Consider the following 17,121-nt stretch of genomic DNA (forward strand, 5'->3'; position numbering starts at 1 on the left):
CACCTCCCTAGACTGGCAAGTGTCTCGGATCAGGACCTCGACCATGCTCAAGAATCGTTTGAAAGACCCAAGCCTGTTGGCAGAACTCGCCTACATCGATGGGCAGTGGATCGGCGCCGACAACGCCGCGACGCTCGACGTCATCGACCCGGCCAACGGCCAGTTGCTCGCCCGCGTACCGGCGATGCAAGGCACGGAAACCCGCCGCGCCATTGAAGCGGCCGAAAAAGCCTGGCCGGCGTGGCGCGCACGTCCGGCGGCCGAGCGTGCGGCGCTGCTGGAATGCTGGTATCAGGCGATGATCGACAACCTCGACGATCTCGCGTTGATCATGACCTGCGAGCAGGGCAAACCGCTCAACGAAGCCAAAGGTGAAATTCGCTACGGCGCCGGTTTCGTCAAATGGTTCGCCGAGGAAGCTCGGCGGGTTTACGGCGAAACCATGCCGGCCCCCAGCGGCGACCGCCGACTGCTGACCCTCAAGCAACCGGTCGGGGTTTGCGCCGCGATCACCCCGTGGAACTTCCCCAATGCAATGATCACCCGCAAGTGCGCGCCAGCCTTGGCGGCTGGCTGTCCGATCATCGTCAAACCCTCGGACCTGACGCCGTTGTCGGCTCTGGCCCTTGCGGTGTTGGCCGAGCGGGTCGGCATTCCGGCCGGGGTGTTCAACGTGCTGACCGGGATGCCGGTGGGGATCGGCGAAGAGCTGACCGGTAACCCGAGCGTACGCAAGATTTCCTTCACCGGCTCGACGGCAGTCGGCCGGTTGCTGATGCGCCAGAGCGCCGAACACATCAAACGCTTGAGCCTGGAACTGGGCGGCAATGCGCCGTTCATTGTGTTCGACGACGCCGACCTGGAGCAGGCGGTGGCGGGCATCATGCTCAGCAAGTTTCGCAACGCCGGCCAGACCTGCGTCTGCGCCAACCGGATTCTGGTGCAGGACGGCATCTACGAGCGCTTCGCCCAGCGGCTGGTGGAGGAGGTGGGCAAGCTCAAAGTTGGCAACGGCCTGGATGCCGACGTCACTATCGGCCCGCTGATCAATCCGGCGGCGGTGAGCAAAGTTGCCCGACATATCGACGATGCCCTGAGCCAGGGCGCGCGTTTGCTCTGCGGCGGTGTTCCCGAGGGCGATAGCCAGTTTGTCCAGCCAACGGTACTCGGCGATACCCACGCCGGCATGCTGCTGGCCAACGAAGAAACCTTCGGCCCGGTGGCGCCGCTGATGCGCTTTACCGATGAGGCCGAAGCACTCGCGTTGGCCAATGCCACGCCCTATGGCCTGGGCGCCTACTATTTCACTCAGGATTTGCGCCGCTCATGGCGTTTTGGCGAGGCGCTGGAGTTCGGCATGGTCGGCCTCAACACCGGAATCATTTCCATGGAAGTCGCTCCGTTCGGCGGCATCAAGCAATCGGGGCTGGGCCGTGAAGGCAGCAAGTACGGCCTGGATGAGTACCTTGAAGTCAAAGCCTTCCATATCGGTGGGCTGTAATTCACAGATACGGGGAGGCACGATTGATGAGCAAGACATTCAGAATCGCCGCGATTGCCGGCGATGGCATCGGCAAGGAAGTCCTGCCCGAAGGGCTGCGAGTCCTGGAGCAGGCCGCGAAGAAATGGCAGCTGGATTTGAGCATCGAGGTGCTCGACTGGGCCCATTGTGATTATTACCTGGAACACGGGCAGATGATGCCCGACGACTGGTTCGAACAGCTCAAGGGTTTTGACGCGATTTACTTCGGCGCCGTGGGCTGGCCAGACAAAGTGCCGGATCACATATCCCTCTGGGGTTCGTTGCTCAAGTTCCGTCGAGACTTCGACCAGTACGTGAACATCCGCCCGGTGCGGTTGTTTCCCGGCGTGCCGTGCCCATTGGCCGGGCGCAAACCGGGGGACATCGATTTTGTGGTGATCCGCGAGAACACCGAGGGCGAGTATTCCTCGGTCGGCGGCAAGATGTTCGAAGGCACCGAGCATGAATTCGTGTTGCAAGAGTCGGTGTTCACCCGGCGTGGCGTGGACCGGATTCTCAAGTTCGCCTTCGAGCTGGCCCAGACCCGGCCGCGCAAACGCCTGACGGCGGCGACCAAGTCCAACGGCATTTCCATCAGCATGCCGTACTGGGATGAGCGCACCGCATTGATGGCTGCGCAGTACCCGGATATCACTTGGGACAAACAGCACATCGACATTCTGTGCGCGCGTTTCGTGCTGCAACCGGATCGCTTTGATGTGGTGGTGGCGTCGAACCTGTTCGGCGACATCCTCTCCGACCTCGGGCCCGCGTGTGCCGGGACCATCGGTATTGCGCCGTCGGCCAACCTCGATCCCGAGCGGCGCTTTCCGTCGCTGTTCGAGCCGGTGCATGGCTCGGCACCGGATATCTATGGGCAGAACATCGCCAACCCGATTGCGATGATCTGGTCCGGGGCGTTGATGCTCGATTTCCTCGGTAACGGTGATGAGCGTTATCGCGCGGCGCATGACGGGATTCTGCAGGCGATCGAGCGGGTGATTGCCGACGGGCCGATCACGCCGGACCTGGGCGGGAAGGGCTCGACTCAGGAGGTGGGCAAGGCGATTGCCGACAGACTCTGAACCCACCACCGAACTACTGTGGGAGCGAGCTTGCTCGCGATGAGGGGCTGACATTCAACATTGATGTTGACTGACAGATCGCCATCGCGAGCAAGCTCGCTCCCACATTTGTTTTGTGTTTTATTCAGTAACCCTTATTGCGATCGATCTGGCCCACCATCGGCTTGCCACTTTGATGCCGCCGAATATTCTCCAGCAACACCCCGAACGCACTTTCCGGCTGGGTCATCGCCGCAATGTGCGGGGTTAGCAGAATCTGCGGATGATCCCAAAACGGATGGTCGGCCGGCGCCGGTTCTTCCTGTAGCACATCGAGTACCGCACCGCTGAGTTGCCCGCTGTCCAGTGCCTCAAGCAAATCACTTTCCACCAGATGCCCGCCACGACCCATGTTGATCAGCGCCGCGCCATGAGGTAGTTGCCGGAATAGTTTGCGGTCGAGAATGCCTTGGGTCTGTTCGGTCAGCGGCAGCACGCACAGCAGAATGTCGCACTGGCTCAGGAACGCTGGCAACTGCTCGGTACCGGCATAGCAATCGACGCCCGGGATTTGATGGACACTTCGCGCCCAGCCTGACAGCGCAAAACCCAAGGGCTGCAAGGTCGCCAGAATCTGCCGGGCCTGGGTACCGAGGCCCATGATGCCAACCCGACGCTTGGCCGCCGGTTGCAGCAAGTGGGCCTGCCAGCAGCGGGCCATTTGTTGCTGGCGATAGCGCAGCATGTCCCGGTGCAGGCTGAGCACCGCAAAACTGGCGTATTCGCACATGCCACGGGTGATGCCAGGGTCCAGCAGGCGCACCACCGGCAAGCTTGTCGGCAAGCGGTTCAAGTCCAGTTGATCGACCCCGGCGGACACCGCAAACAACACGCGCAGATTGGGCAGCAGAACATCGAGATCGTCAGGTGCCTGCCAGGCGGCCAGGTACTGAATATCCTTGGGGTCGCCGATGTCAGGCCAGGCGCGCCATTCGATATCCGGGGCGTGTTCGGCGAACAGCGCTTTCCACTGTTCGCCGCGCACAGGGTCAGCTTTATAAAGCAGGGCCATGGGCATTTCCTGAGGGAGGAGGTGCTGTCCATCATGGAGCAATGACAGCGCAGGATCTGTTGAAAGGGCCGGGTTAAACGCGTTGTGCCACGTTCTATCGACCACGGCCCGGCAGATTCGGCGGGCTGAAGGAATCTGCCGTTTGGCAGGGTGAAAACAGTCGATCCGAATTTCTCAGGGTGCAAGTTCGGCGTAGTTCGTTTCGTACAAGCCTTAACCTGAACAGCATCGCAACCACTTCCCGGTTGCCGGACTCACGATGGGAAATGCCATGAACAGCAAAGTCGACGAAACCCCTCATTTGCTCCGTCAGCGCGATCAATTCGTGCCACGTGGCCTGGTTACCGCTCACCCGTTGGTGATCGATCGCGCCCAAGGTGCCGAGTTGTGGGACGTGGACGGCAAGCGCTACCTGGATTTTGTCGGCGGCATTGGCGTGTTGAACATTGGCCACAACCATCCGAAGGTAGTCGCTGCGGTGCAGGCCCAACTGCAAAAAATCTCCCACGCCTGTTTCCAGGTGGTGGCCTATAAGCCTTATCTCGATCTGGCCCAGCGTTTGTGCGAAATGATCGGTGGCAATGAAGCGTATAAAGCGGCGTTCTTTACCTCCGGTGCTGAAGCGGTCGAAAACGCCGTCAAGATCGCCCGAGCCCACACCAACCGCTCGGCAGTGATCGCGTTTCGTGGCGGGTTTCACGGTCGCACGTTGCTCGGCACCACGCTGACCGGCATGAGTCAACCGTACAAGCAGAACTTCGGGCCGTTCGCGCCGGAGGTGTTTCATACACCGTATCCGAATGCCTATCGCGGCGTCAGCAGTGAGATGGCCCTCAAGGCACTGGACGAGTTGTTGGCCACCCAGGTCGCACCTGAACGGGTCGCGGCAATCATCATTGAACCGGTCCAGGGCGACGGTGGTTTCCTCTCGGCACCCGTGGAGTTCCTCCAGGCGCTGCGTGCCCTCACTGAAAAGCACGGCATCGTGCTGATTCTCGATGAAATCCAGACCGGTTTTGGCCGTACCGGCAAGTGGTTCGGTTTCCAGCACGCCGGCATTCAGCCAGACCTGGTGACCGTCGCCAAGAGTCTCGCCGGTGGTTTGCCGTTGTCCGGTGTGGTCGGCAAGGCCCGGATCATGGACGCGCCATTGCCCGGTGGCCTGGGCGGTACTTACGGCGGTAACGCCCTGTCATGCGCGGCAGCGCTGGCGGTGATCGAGGCCTACGAGCAAGAACAACTGCTGGCCCGTGGCGACGCCTTGGGCCAGCGCTTGCGTCAGGGACTGCTACGCTTGCAGGCCCGTCACCGGCAAATCGGTGACGTGCGCGGCAGCGGTTTCATGCTGGCGATCGAACTGATCAAGGATGACGCGGCCCGCACTCCCGATGCGGACCTGAATCAACGGCTGATCGACGAAGCCCGAACGGGTGGCCTGCTGGTGATCAAATGCGGCGTGTACCGCAACGTGCTGCGCTTCCTCGCGCCGCTGGTGACAACAGAAGAACAGATCGACGAAGCGCTGCAGATTCTTCAAGCAGCACTGGCACGAGTCTTGAACTGAGCTCATGCGTGCTCCGGGCGGTACCGCAAGGTATCTCCCGTGAGCATTCATGGAGCATGGATTGATGGAATGCATCATCGGAGGCTTTGTACACCATGGGGCTGACTGATTATCGAGCGCTGCTCATCGATTGCGATGAAGTCCTGGTCGATCGGGATTCGGGGGTCTGGACGGCACTGCAACCCCTGCTCGAAAGCCTTGGCGGTAACCCGGACAAGGACCGGATACTGGCCGAATACAGCGAGGTCGTGCGTGCGCTCTACCCGCGTTTCGGTGAGCTGGGCTTTAGTGGGTTGCTGTGTTTCGCCCATCGCCAGCTGGCTGAGCGCTGGGGGTTGAAAGCCAGTTGGGAGGAGGGCATGAGCTTTGCCCGTTCGGTCGCCAACTGGTCGCTGTTCGAGGACGCGCCCGGCGCGATGTTGTACCTGCGCAAGTTCTATCGTTTGCTGGTGCATGGCGATCGGGATGCCGAAGATCGAGGGCTGCTTTGTGAGCGTTTGGGGGTCATGCCCGACGACTTCATTTCACTGGCCAGCGATCCTTTGCTGGATCGGGATTGGTTACAAGCGAATGCGCTTGAAGCCGGGGAGATCCTGCAAGTGACCCGGCCCTCTGCCGGTCGGCAGGTGGCCACCAATGTGTGCCTGATCTGTCGCGGCCAGGCAAAACACCCATCGCCATGCGCGGCGGATTACTGCATCAACAGCATGGCTGATCTGGTGGCTCAGCATCAGCTGTCTTTACGGCGCTGATTTTGCTAGAAGATTGTCCTACAAACGACAATCAAGAGGTACGCAATGGAAGGTTTAGTGAAACTGGACCGGATCGACATCAGCATCTTGGTTGAGCTGCAAAAAGACGGGCGCATGACCAACGTCAGCCTGGCTGATGCTGTGGGGCTGTCGGCCAGCCCCTGTCTGCAACGGGTCAAACGACTTGAATCGGCCGGGTATATTTCCAGCTACAAGGCGCACCTGAATCTGGCGAAGATCACCGACTCGGTCACGGTCTTCACCGAGGTCACCCTGAGCGACCACAAACGCGAAGACTTTGCCAAGTTCGAATCCAATATCCGTCTGGTGGACGAAGTGCTCGAATGCCATTTGATCAGCGGTGGCTATGATTATCTGGTGCGCTTCATGACCCGCAGCATCCAGCATTACCAGGAAGTGATCGAAAGCCTGCTGGACAAGAACATCGGCATTTCCAAGTACTTCAGTTACATCGTCATCAAGTCTCCGGTGCTCAAGGACGGCGTGCCGCTGCGCAAACTGCTGCGTCACTGACCTTGACCGCCGGTGCTTATTTGAAACAGTGCATGTTCAGGATTCACTGCTGCGGCAAATAGCTCTTTTGTATGCGCGCCAGGGTACCGTCACTGCGAAGCGCTTCAACCGCTTTGCGCAAGTCTTGTACCCGTTGCGGGGAGCATTGCTTCGAGCAGGCCAGATAGAGCGTCGCGCTGTTCATGACGGGACTCATGAACAGTTTGCGTCGAGACACCTTCGGCCAGATGTATCGACTCTCCGGGATGCCGTTGAACCAGGCATCGATACGCCCCCTCAAGAGCATTTGCGCGGGGTTGTCACCAATGGTCAGCGGGTAGATCTGCTCGTTGCCGAAGCCTTGCGCGCGCAGGATTTCCTCTTGCGCGCTGCCCAGACCTACACCGATCACACGGTAGACCTTCCGGGCTTCTTCGAAGCTGTTCACTTGCTGCTCAAGGCTGAAAAAAGCTCGCTCCATGGGCATGATCGGAGCGATCCAGGTGTAGCGATTTTCACGTTCTGGCGTGCGTGACAAGGGGGCTATCAAGATGTCCTGATTCTCACTGACATGCTTTTGCGATCGGGCCCAGGGAAGCGCCTGTACATGAGCGACATAGCCGGCTTTGGCAATGGCCATCAGCACCAGATCTCCGACGATTCCGTGACCTTTGGAATCATCGACAAACGTCAGTGGGGGAGCGTCAGGGATAAACAGCTCAATCGGTAAGGGTGCGCTCCACGCGTTGTGGGTCATCAGCAGCGATACCGACAGATACAGTCTGCAAAGCGCCTTGGTACGGGTACTTGATACGCGTGTGATCCGGTTCATGATTGATATTTCAGGCATGGAAAGGAGAGGCTCGACTCAATTCATCGCCGACTCAAGGCGGCAAGCATCTTCCCATAGGCGCATGGGTTATGCGAAGGCAGTAATCCCGGGCGAGGCGTCTGCACCGGGTTTGTGCATCCGGGTTCCGAGGTCAGCTGATCGCTTGCGACCCGACGGAATAACTCGTCTGCGCTCTTGCAGACGGGAAAATCCCTGCTTAACTCTGAACCTCTGGTCAGTCAGTGACTGATCAGTCATGAATGCCGTCTGGGCAGTCGCTCATGCTGTGCGCTTAGTCCAATCTGTTCAGGGAAGAAAATGAAATGATGCCGAAGACTGCCATCGTCGAGATTTGCAAGAAGTACAAGGTTTATACCGAGCACTATCTCAACGCCGCCGCTGACAAAACGATCATTCTGGTCAATGGCTCGCTGGCAACTACCGCATCCTTTGCCCAAACGGTGCGTTACCTGCAGCCGCGATTCAATGTGGTGCTCTACGACCAGCCTTACGCCGGTCAGTCGAGACTACACAACCTCCATGGCCAACCGATTCGAAAGGAAGACGAGGCAGAGATACTGCTGGAATTGATCGAACACTTTTCGGTGCACCATGTGCTGTCCTTTTCCTGGGGCGGGGCGGCTACCTTGCTGGCGTTGGCCCAGCGGCCGCGACGAATCGAGAAGGCGGTGATCAATTCATTTGCGGCGCGGATCAATACGCCGATGCGCGATTACCTGGAGAGCGGCCTGAACTTTCTCCAGGCCTGCGATCGCCTCAATGTCGGACGCTTGATCAACAGCACCATCGGCAAGCACCTGCCATCGTTGTTCAAACGTTTTAATCACCGCCATGTCTGCAGCCTGGCTGAACACGAATATCGGCAGATGCATTTTCACGTCAATGAGGTCCTGACCCAGGACACTCACTGCTACGTTGCCTGTGCCGACGCCATCGAAGTCCCGTTGCTGTTTGTCAACGGTGAATGGGATGAGTACACCTCGGTGGAAGACGCCCGGCTTTTTGCCGCTCATGCCCGTCAGTCCCGGTTCCATACCATCAAGAACGCCGGGCACTTCCTCGATATGGAACACCCGGCGGCCTGGCATGACACCCGGCAGGCCTTGCTCGACTTTCTACAACCGGCTTCCAGGACGCAGGGCCAAGTCCGTAATCTCGCTTTTAGTAGCGAATCATCGCTGGTTTGAGGTGCCGGCGGCGCATCAAACGGTAGGCTGCCGGGATGACGAACAGGGAGAGCAAGGGGGCGGTGACCATGCCGCCAACCATAGGCGCGGCGATACGGCTCATCACCTCGCTGCCGGTGCCGCTGCCCAACAGGATGGGTAGCAGGCCGGCGATGATGACGGCCACGGTCATGGCCTTGGGGCGAACGCGTTGCACGGCGCCTTCACGAATCGCGGCGACCAGCCCGCGTTCAGTGCTGTCGCCGAGATCTTCACGTTCGACCCAGGCGTTCTTCAGATAGAGCAGCATGATCACGCCAAACTCGGCCGATACACCGGCCAGTGCGATAAAGCCAACACCGGTGGCCACCGACAGGTTGTACCCCAGCAGATAGAGGAACCATGCGCCGCCAGTCAATGCGAACGGCAGAGTGGCCATGATCAACACGGCTTCATCGAAGCGGGCGAAGGTCAGGTAGAGCAGTACAAAGATGATTAACAGAGTCGCCGGCACCACCAGTTTGAGCCGAGCGTTGGCCCTTTCGAGAAATTCGAACTGCCCCGAGTAGCTCAGACTCATGCCTGGCTGCAACTTCACCTGCTCACTGACGACCCGGCGCAGGTCGGCGACCACCGAGGCAATATCCCGGCCACGTACGTCGATATACACCCAGCCGGAAGGCCGGGCGTTCTCGCTCTTGAGCATCGGCGGGCCTTCACTGACCTTGACCTTCGCCACCGTGCCGAGGGTTATCTGGCTCCCCAGTGGGGTGTAGATCGGCAACTGTTCCAAGGCGCCAAGCGAGTCACGCCACTCACGGGGATAACGCACGTTGATTGGAAAACGAGCCAGACCCTCGATGGTTTCCCCAACGTTCTCCCCACCGATAGCACCGGCCACGATCGACTGCACATCGGCGATATTCAGTCCGTAGCGGGCAGCGGCCTTGCGGTCGATATCCACGTCGATATAACGGCCACCGGTCAGGCGTTCGGCCAGGGACGAACTGACACCGGGCACATCCTTGGCCACGCGCTCGATGGCCTGAGTCGCCGCATCGATCTCCGTCAGGTGGGTACCGGCAATTTTCACCCCGATCGGGCTCTTGATCCCGGTGGCGAGCATGTCGATACGATTGCGGATCGGCGGTATCCAGATATTGGTCAGCCCCGGAACACGCACCACCCGATCCAATTCTTCCACGAGCTTTTCCTGAGTCATACCGGGGCGCCATTGCTCGCGAGGTTTGAACTGGATAGTGGTCTCGAACATCTCCAGCGGCGCCGGGTCGGTGGCGGTTTCGGCACGACCGGCCTTACCGAAAACGTGCTCGACTTCGGGCACCGTCTTGATCAGGCGGTCGGTCTGCTGCAACAGCTGTGCTGCCTTCTGTGCCGACAACCCCGGCAGCGCCGAAGGCATGTAGAGCAGATCGCCTTCGTCCAGCGGTGGAAGGAACTCGCCACCCAACCGGGACATCGGCCATAGCGCGCTGAGAAACACCAGAAGCGCGACCAATAGGGTGATTTTTGGTCGGCGCAGCACCGCGTCCAGGGCCGGTTGATAGATCCTGATCAACCAACGGTTCAGCGGGTTCTGTTGCTCATTGGGAATCCGTCCGCGAATCCAGTAGCCCATCAGCACCGGCACCAGGGTCACCGACAATCCGGCTGCCGCCGCCATGGCGTAGGTTTTGGTGAAGGCGAGGGGACCAAACAGGCGACCCTCTTGCGCCTCCAGGGTGAATACCGGAATGAACGACAGGGTGATGATCAACAAACAGAAGAACAACGCCGGCCCGACTTCGGCCGCCGCTTCGGTCATTACGTGCCAGTGGTGTTCGCCCTTCAGCTCTTCCCCGGGATGGACCTTGTGCCAGGCCTCGACTTTTTTGTGGGCGTTTTCGATCATGACCACGGCGGCATCGACCATGGCACCGATGGCGATAGCGATCCCGCCCAGGGACATGATGTTGGCGTTGATCCCTTGGTGCCGCATGACGATGAAGGCAATCAGCACGCCCACCGGCAGCGAGATAATCGCCACCAGGGATGAGCGAAGATGCCAGAGAAAAATCCCGCAGACCAACGCAACGACGATGAACTCCTCGAGCAGTTTATGGCTGAGGTTTTCCACGGCGCGGTCAATCAGCTTGCTGCGATCGTAGGTGGTGACGATTTCCACGCCCGCCGGCAGGCTGCTTTTCAGCTCGTCGAGCTTGGCTTTGACCGCTGCGATGGTCTCGCGGGCGTTCTTGCCACTGCGCAGGATCACCACGCCACCGACAGTCTCGCCCTCACCGTCGAGTTCGCTGATACCGCGACGCATCTCCGGCCCCAGTTGGATCGTGGCCACATCGCCAAGGGTCACTGGCACACCACCAGCATCGAGCTTCAGCGGGATCGCGCGAAAGTCATTCAGTGTCTTCAGGTAGCCAGAAGCGCGGACCATGAATTCCGTCTCCGCCATTTCCAGCACAGCCCCACCAGTTTCCTGATTGGCCTTGCCAATCGCCTCAGTGACCTGCGCCTGAGTGATACCCAGGCTGGCGAGTTTGAGTGGGTCGAGCTGCACCTGGTACTGCTTGACCATTCCGCCCACAGTGGCTACTTCCGCCACATTGGGCAGAGTCTTGAGTTCGAACTTGAGAAACCAGTCCTGGAGTGCGCGCAATTGCGCCAGATCATGTCTACCGGTGCGATCCACCAGGGCGTACTGATAGATCCAGCCCACGCCGGTGGCGTCGGGTCCCAGGGCCGGTTTGGCGCTGGCCGGCAAGCGGCTTTGTATCTGGCTCAGGTACTCCAGCACGCGCGAGCGGGCCCAATACATATCGGTACCGTCCTCGAACAGCACATACACGAAGCTGTCGCCGAAAAAGGAATATCCGCGCACGGTTTTGGCGCCCGGTACCGAGAGCATGGTGGTGGCCAACGGGTAGGTCACCTGGTTCTCGACGATTTGTGGCGCTTGACCTGGGTAAGGGGTGCGGATAATCACCTGAACGTCGGAGAGGTCTGGCAGTGCATCGATGGGGGTGCTTTGAACCGACCAGACGCCCCAGGCGGTGACGAAAAGCGTGGCCAGCAGGACCAGGAAACGGTTAGCGACGGACCAGCGAATCAGGGCGGCGATCATGGTTGCTCCCCTGGTTGTTCCAGACGCTCACTTGCGACGATGCCCTTGAGGCTGGCCTCGGAGTCGAGCAGGAACTGTCCCGAGCTGACCACCTGTTGACCTTCTTGCAAGCCTTTCAATACCGCCGTCTTGCCGTCGTTTTCCTGCCCGAGTTGCACCTCTACCGGACGGTAGCGACCGGCGTCTTCGGCGAGCATCACCAGCGTGCGCCGGCCGGTGTGAATGACCGCTTCGCTCGGCACCCACAACACACTTTGCCCGGTCTTCTGGTTCAGGCGCACCTGCGCCGACAATCCGGGTCTCAGACGCCCGTCAGGGTTGGGAAGCTCGACGCGTACGCGAACGGTCCGACTGTCCCTATTCGTTTCGGGCAGAATCGCACTGACCGTGCCGTTGAGCACTGTCCCCGGGAAGGCTGGAAGGCGTGCTTCTGCCGTCTGGCCGACGACGATCGATCCGGTCTCCGACTCTGGAACGGCCACCGCTAGCCAGACGCTGCTCAAGCCATTGACCCGAGCCAGCGTCTCGCCGGCCGCCACGGTCATGCCCGTACGGACATTCAACTCTTGCAGCACACCACTGATGGGGCTGGTGAGGGTCAGGTTCGGCTGAATCTTGCCGCTGCGCTCTACCTGGGTAATCAGCGCTGCCGGCATCCCCGTGAGGCGCAGCCGTTGGCGGGCCGCTGCGAGCAAGTCGGCATCGCCATTACGTTTCAGTGCGAGGAATTCTTCCTGGGCTGCGGCCCATTCCGGTACCAGGATATCCGCCAATGGTGCATTGGCCTTGAGCACATCGCCGGGAGCACGGGCATAAACCCGTTCGACAAAACCGCCAGTACGCGCCTGGATCACGGCGACATCGCGCTCGTTGAACGTCAGCATGCCGACCACGTCCAGGCTGGAAGCGAGGACTCCACGGGTCACCGTGGCCAGACGCAGGCCGAGATTCTGGGTCAGGCTGGGGTCGATGCTGATGGCCGCGCTGTTCGTTGCCGCGTCGGCGTATTGCGGCACCAACTGCATGTCCATGAAGGGCGACTTGCCCGGTTTGTCGAACTTCTGCTGCGGGTACATCGGATCGTACCAATACAGGGCCTTGCGTTCGTCTTGCGTCTTGGGGCTCTGTGCGGCGAGTGCATCAGGCATGGCGTTCATGCGTTGCTGAGCGAACCAGTAACCGCCTGCAACCCCCAGGGCAACCGACACGCCAGTCAACACAGCGGTTTTCCAGATTCGAGCGCTCATTGGCTGGGTTCCCCATAATTGAAATACAAGCGTGCGTTGGTCAGGGCTCGCTGTTCTTCGACGTCGATCTGTTTGAGGCGGACCTCTATGAGCTCACGTCGGGCAGCGATGACTGCCGCCAAGTCACCTTTACCGGCGCGGTAGCTGGCCATGGTGAGTCCGACCTTTTCCCTGGCCAGGGGCACCAGACTGTCCTGGCTGCGCCGCACGGCCCGATTCAGACGCTCGTATTCGGCCAGACTGTCCTCCAATTGCTGGGTATGTTCGCGCACCCTATCTTCACGCTCTGCCTCCAGCTGATTGAGTTCGGCGTGTTTGGCGGCGATTTTTGGATTTTGTCGGGAGCCGGGAAACAGTGGCAGGTCGAACGAGAGCTGCACGCTGACCATGTCACCGAACTGACGGTCACGGTGTTGGTAATCGAGTTCCCAGCTCCAATCGGACTGCTTATCCGCTTCGGCTTCACGGACTTTTGCCTGCGCTTCGCGGGTCATCGGTTCGAAGGCCGCCAGAGCGGGGTGATGTTGCAGCTGATGGGTGTAGCCAGAGGCCTCGACGGGCCATTGCGGCAAACTGCCGGTGGGCGGGTCGTTGGCGGCCGGGCCAATCCAGCGCTTGAGCGCAGCTCGAGCTTGAGTGCGCAGGCGGACCAGGTCGTCCTGTTGATCCGCCAATTGAGCCGCTTCCTGCTTGGGCGTTACCGCATCGGCAGGCTGGGCTCGTCCACCGGCAATCTGTGCCCGCACGGTATCGCTCAACAGACGATTTTCTTTGTAAAAGTCCTGGAATAGCGCTTCCTTACGCTCGACGGAGTAGCTGCTGATCCAGGCCAGTGCTGTGGCTTGACGGACGTTCAGGCGCTCGACACGGCCTTCAGCTGCAGCTCGGTCAACGGCCGCATCGGCCACTTCAATACGTGCTTTGCGCTTGTCGCGGTTGGGCACTTCCTGCATGACCCCAACCATCTGCATGGTCATGGAGTCCTGGTTAATGCTCCAGCGTTCGGGGCCGCCAATCGGATAGTTCTGCACGCCGAGCTTTAACTTCGGGTCGGGTAGTTCGCCGGCTGGAATGGCAGCACTGCTGGCAGCCTGGAGTTTGGCGGCTTGGGCGGTCAGTGACGGGGCGTTGTTTTCGGCCAGTCGCAAGGCTTCATCGAGTGTCAGTGGGGCGGCCAGGCTCGGCAATGCCAGTACGCCTGCTGCCAGGCCGGCCATGAGGGGCCAGCCTGCGCAATAACGTAGGAAGTTCATGTTCACAATTCCTGTGATGAATCACTGCGCGTCTTTTCAGACATGCGCGCAGATAGGCCATCGCATCAAAGTGCGATGGGACTCAGTGCGGTACAGGAATCAAACGCGGGGCGGTCGCCACACCCCAGAAGGGGTTTGTGCTGGCAGGAAATCGCTGGAGAAGGAAGGTACAACAGGGCTGAACAAGGTAACAGGCGGCTTGATGATCGAGACTTGCAGCATGCCGCCGGTTTTGCATTCCTGACCCGGCTTGCAGGGTTTACCGTGCTCGGTGGGGCTTTTCATGTCGTGGCAACAGTCTTGCCCCATATCATCCATCGTCGCCATGCCCATGGTTTTCATTGGGCACGGTTCTGTCGGTGCCTGAACGCCCGCCATCCCGCTGAGGGGAAGCGCCAGGCTGATCAGGAAAATGAGCCAACACCGCAGATAGTGTTTCATGCGGGGGAGTCTAGTCGCTGGTGACGGGCTGTACAATTACGAATCTGTCAGCAAGAGCCTGTCGGATTGAGTCTGACGGTCAATAAGAACCTCAGGACGACTAATGTCAAAACGGCGTCTATAAACCGATGCTAGTCTTGATAGATACGTCGGTAGGGTCGACGTTGCTTGCGACTCCACTGGAGTGGCCCATCAACAACGGGGGATAGAGCCAACACATTTCGTGGTGGTCGGGGGGAATTCACCGGTACTTTACCGGCAGGGTAGGGCATATGAGTCGTCCCCAAACTATTCACCCGATCTGGCTACGGCTGACCCACTGGATCAACGTCATCGCTGTGGTCATCCTGGTGATGAGCGGTTGGCGTATCTATAACGCCTCACCGATTTTTTCCTTCCAGATTCCTGCCGGTATCACTTTGGGTGGTTGGTTGGCGGGGGCACTGCTGTGGCACTTTGCGGCGATGTGGATACTGTTCGTCAACGGCATTGTTTACCTTCTGCTCAATATCTTCTCCGGCCGCATCGTTTACAAATTTTTCCCCATCCGTCCCGGCGAGGTCTTTCATGATTTCCTGGCGGCCCTCAGAGGCAAGCTCGCTCATGCAGACTTGCGGCACTACAACACCCTGCAAAAGCTCGCCTACCTCTTCGTCGTGCTCGATCTCATTGTGCTGGTGCTGTCGGGCCTGGTGATCTGGAAGTCCGTGCAGTTTCCTTTGCTGAGGGAGCTGATGGGCGGTTATGACTCGGCGCGCATCGTGCATTTTGTCTGCATGGCCTTGCTGGTCGCCTTTACCGTGGTGCATCTGGTGATGGTGGCCCTCGTGCCACGCACCCTGATTGCCATGCTGCGCGGGCACTAACTCATGAACAGAAAGATTGGAAAAGATGGGCTGGATGAACCCGCCATCATCAAATCGGTGGCGCAGGAACTGGACCTGCCCGCGCGCAGACAATTTCTTCGCCATGCCTGGACACTGGGGGGGATTGCCTTGCTGACAGGCTGTCGCCTGGATGACAGCGACTCCGTAGAGTCCATGTTGAAAATGGTCTCGCGCTTCAATGACAAGGTTCAGGCGGCGCTGTTCGATCCGAACAGACTGGCACCGACTTACCCTGAGTCGATGATGACTCGCCCGTTTCCCTTCAACGCCTATTACGACCGCAACAGCATCCCGAACATCGACGGTGCTGGCTTCAAACTCGCGGTTAGCGGTCTGGTCCAGGATAAGCACAGCTGGACCCTTGCCGAATTGAACCAGCTACCGCAGACCAGTCAGGTCACGCGGCTGATTTGTGTGGAGGGCTGGAGTGCCATCGGCAAGTGGGGCGGGGTGACTCTTTCGACCTTTCTGCAACGTGTGGGCGCCGATACCAGTGCCAAATATGTCGGGTTGAAATGCGCTGATGACTATTACACCAGCATCGATATGCCCACAGCGCTTCACGCGCAGACACTGCTGACCCTGAGTTATGACGATCAGGTCTTACCGCCGGAATACGGCTACCCTCTGCGGCTGCGTATGCCCACCAAGCTGGGTTTCAAGAACCCCAAACATGTTGTGGAGATATTTGTGACCAATGATTACCCCGGTGGCTATTGGGAAGATCAGGGTTACAACTGGTTCAGTGGCAGTTGAGCGATTGGCTGTCCCGAAAAACAATGTGGCGAAGAGTGCGCGATGCCCCTCACCCATACCGCGCTACGCCAGGACAATGTGTTTCAGCCTGGCGTTCAGTGCGGCGAACGCCGCTTCGGTGCTGGCCTTGTGGTTGGTGATGAGCAGGTCGATGCGTTCTGGAGGGCAGAAGGCGACGCGGCTCTCGACACCGATCTTGCTGTAGTCGGCGAGGATGACCACGCGCTCGGCATTGTCAGTCATGGCGCGGGCGACTTCGGCTTCGCGGTGGTCGTAGTTGCTGGCACCGCGCAGGGCGTCGATGCCGACGGGCGACAACAGCGCGAAATCGGCCCGATAGCGGCCAATTTCCGCCACCGTGGTGCCACCCACCGTAGCCGGAGCACGGTCGTCGAGCGAACCGCCGAGTACGATCACCTCGTTGTGCTGGTCGCCCGGCGCAGCGGGATTGCGCAATTGCAGCGCCACGTTGAACGAGTTGGTGATCACGGTTAACCCGCCCAGCTTGGCCAGCTCTTCGGCGAGGATGACGGTGGTAGTGCCCGCGTCGATAAATACAGTCTGCCCGTGCGACAGCAGGCTGACCGCTGCGCGCGCGAGGTCACGCTTGAATTTGACATTGATGTTCGCCCGCTCGGCGATGGGCGCCTCGTCCTCGACGCGGATGGCGCCGCCGTGTATCCGCTTCAACTCCCCCAGTTCTTCCAGAGCGACCAGGTCGCGCCGCACGGTCTCGCGTGAAACATTCAGCTCGGTGACGATGCGGTCGGTGGTAACGCGCTGCAAGGTCGATAACAGTGCGCGAATCCGCTGGTAACGCTCTTCTTGCCACATGCTGGGTGTCCTGCTGTTTGAGTCGCTGTCCGAGCACGCATTGTGGAGGGGCGTCGGT

General features: G+C 59.7%; 15 protein-coding genes. 8 read left to right on the plus strand and 7 right to left on the minus strand.

Going from position 1 to position 17,121, the window contains the following annotated elements:
- Nucleotides 1-43: 43 nt before the first annotated feature.
- Nucleotides 44-1,501, plus strand: a complete 1,458-nt coding sequence (locus BK659_RS16405) for an NAD-dependent succinate-semialdehyde dehydrogenase (RefSeq protein ID WP_123426042.1) — start codon at nucleotides 44-46, stop codon at nucleotides 1,499-1,501.
- A gap of 26 nt (nucleotides 1,502-1,527) precedes the next feature.
- Complete coding sequence (locus BK659_RS16410; protein WP_123426043.1) at nucleotides 1,528-2,607, plus strand: tartrate dehydrogenase; 1,080 nt, start codon at nucleotides 1,528-1,530, stop codon at nucleotides 2,605-2,607.
- Nucleotides 2,608-2,731: 124 nt separating this feature from the next.
- Here the strand turns inward: BK659_RS16410 and BK659_RS16415 are convergent, their stop codons facing one another.
- Nucleotides 2,732-3,658 carry a 2-hydroxyacid dehydrogenase gene (locus tag BK659_RS16415; RefSeq protein WP_123426044.1) on the minus strand — a complete coding sequence of 309 codons (927 nt, stop codon included), beginning with the start codon at nucleotides 3,656-3,658 and terminating at the stop codon, nucleotides 2,732-2,734.
- Between the two features lie 271 nt (nucleotides 3,659-3,929).
- Between BK659_RS16415 and gabT the strand changes: the two genes are divergently transcribed.
- The 3 genes from gabT (at nucleotide 3,930) to BK659_RS16430 (ending at nucleotide 6,508) form a co-directional block, all read left to right on the plus strand.
- A complete protein-coding gene (gene gabT / locus BK659_RS16420) occupies nucleotides 3,930-5,222 on the plus strand; it encodes a 4-aminobutyrate--2-oxoglutarate transaminase (protein ID WP_123426045.1) in 1,293 nt (430 codons plus the stop codon).
- A 95-nt stretch (nucleotides 5,223-5,317) separates the two neighbouring features.
- The gene (locus tag BK659_RS16425) at nucleotides 5,318-5,974 is read left to right on the plus strand and encodes an HAD family hydrolase (RefSeq protein WP_123426046.1); all 657 of its coding nucleotides are present in this window, start codon (nucleotides 5,318-5,320) and stop codon (nucleotides 5,972-5,974) included.
- Between the two features lie 45 nt (nucleotides 5,975-6,019).
- Complete coding sequence (locus tag BK659_RS16430) at nucleotides 6,020-6,508, plus strand: Lrp/AsnC family transcriptional regulator (RefSeq protein WP_100943735.1); 489 nt, start codon at nucleotides 6,020-6,022, stop codon at nucleotides 6,506-6,508.
- A gap of 43 nt (nucleotides 6,509-6,551) precedes the next feature.
- Here BK659_RS16430 and BK659_RS16435 read toward each other — a convergent pair whose 3' ends face one another.
- A complete protein-coding gene (locus BK659_RS16435; RefSeq protein ID WP_123426047.1) occupies nucleotides 6,552-7,319 on the minus strand; it encodes a substrate-binding periplasmic protein in 768 nt (255 codons plus the stop codon).
- Between the two features lie 323 nt (nucleotides 7,320-7,642).
- On the opposite strand from BK659_RS16435, the gene BK659_RS16440 reads away from it, so the two are divergent.
- The gene (locus tag BK659_RS16440) at nucleotides 7,643-8,527 is read left to right on the plus strand and encodes an alpha/beta fold hydrolase (protein ID WP_123426048.1); all 885 of its coding nucleotides are present in this window, start codon (nucleotides 7,643-7,645) and stop codon (nucleotides 8,525-8,527) included.
- Here BK659_RS16440 and BK659_RS16445 read toward each other — a convergent pair.
- The 4 genes from BK659_RS16445 to BK659_RS16460 all read right to left on the minus strand — a co-directional run bounded on the left by BK659_RS16445 (nucleotide 8,502) and on the right by BK659_RS16460 (nucleotide 14,586).
- The gene (locus BK659_RS16445; RefSeq protein ID WP_123426049.1) at nucleotides 8,502-11,645 is read right to left on the minus strand and encodes an efflux RND transporter permease subunit; all 3,144 of its coding nucleotides are present in this window, start codon (nucleotides 11,643-11,645) and stop codon (nucleotides 8,502-8,504) included. The genes BK659_RS16440 and BK659_RS16445 overlap by 26 nt on opposite strands.
- Nucleotides 11,642-12,892, minus strand: a complete 1,251-nt coding sequence (locus BK659_RS16450; protein WP_259740270.1) for an efflux RND transporter periplasmic adaptor subunit — start codon at nucleotides 12,890-12,892, stop codon at nucleotides 11,642-11,644. The genes BK659_RS16445 and BK659_RS16450 overlap by 4 nt, the downstream gene beginning before the upstream one ends.
- Nucleotides 12,889-14,145 (minus strand): TolC family protein, encoded by a 1,257-nt coding sequence (locus BK659_RS16455; RefSeq protein WP_123426050.1) that lies wholly within the window; start codon nucleotides 14,143-14,145, stop codon nucleotides 12,889-12,891. Before BK659_RS16455 ends, BK659_RS16450 begins: the two co-directional genes overlap by 4 nt.
- Before the next feature lie 99 nt (nucleotides 14,146-14,244).
- The gene (locus BK659_RS16460) at nucleotides 14,245-14,586 is read right to left on the minus strand and encodes a hypothetical protein (RefSeq protein ID WP_123426051.1); all 342 of its coding nucleotides are present in this window, start codon (nucleotides 14,584-14,586) and stop codon (nucleotides 14,245-14,247) included.
- Nucleotides 14,587-14,858: 272 nt separating this feature from the next.
- On the opposite strand from BK659_RS16460, the gene BK659_RS16465 reads away from it, so the two are divergent.
- Nucleotides 14,859-15,452, plus strand: a complete 594-nt coding sequence (locus BK659_RS16465; RefSeq protein ID WP_123426052.1) for a cytochrome b/b6 domain-containing protein — start codon at nucleotides 14,859-14,861, stop codon at nucleotides 15,450-15,452.
- Between the two features lie 3 nt (nucleotides 15,453-15,455).
- Nucleotides 15,456-16,229 (plus strand): molybdopterin-dependent oxidoreductase, encoded by a 774-nt coding sequence (locus BK659_RS16470; protein WP_123426053.1) that lies wholly within the window; start codon nucleotides 15,456-15,458, stop codon nucleotides 16,227-16,229.
- 63 nt (nucleotides 16,230-16,292) lie between these two features.
- On the opposite strand, the gene BK659_RS16475 is transcribed toward BK659_RS16470, so the two are convergent.
- Complete coding sequence (locus BK659_RS16475) at nucleotides 16,293-17,063, minus strand: DeoR/GlpR family DNA-binding transcription regulator (protein ID WP_123426054.1); 771 nt, start codon at nucleotides 17,061-17,063, stop codon at nucleotides 16,293-16,295.
- Nucleotides 17,064-17,121 lie beyond the last annotated feature (58 nt).

The sequence above is a fragment of the Pseudomonas brassicacearum genome (assembly GCF_003732225.1).
Taxonomy (GTDB): domain Bacteria; phylum Pseudomonadota; class Gammaproteobacteria; order Pseudomonadales; family Pseudomonadaceae; genus Aquipseudomonas; species Aquipseudomonas brassicacearum_E.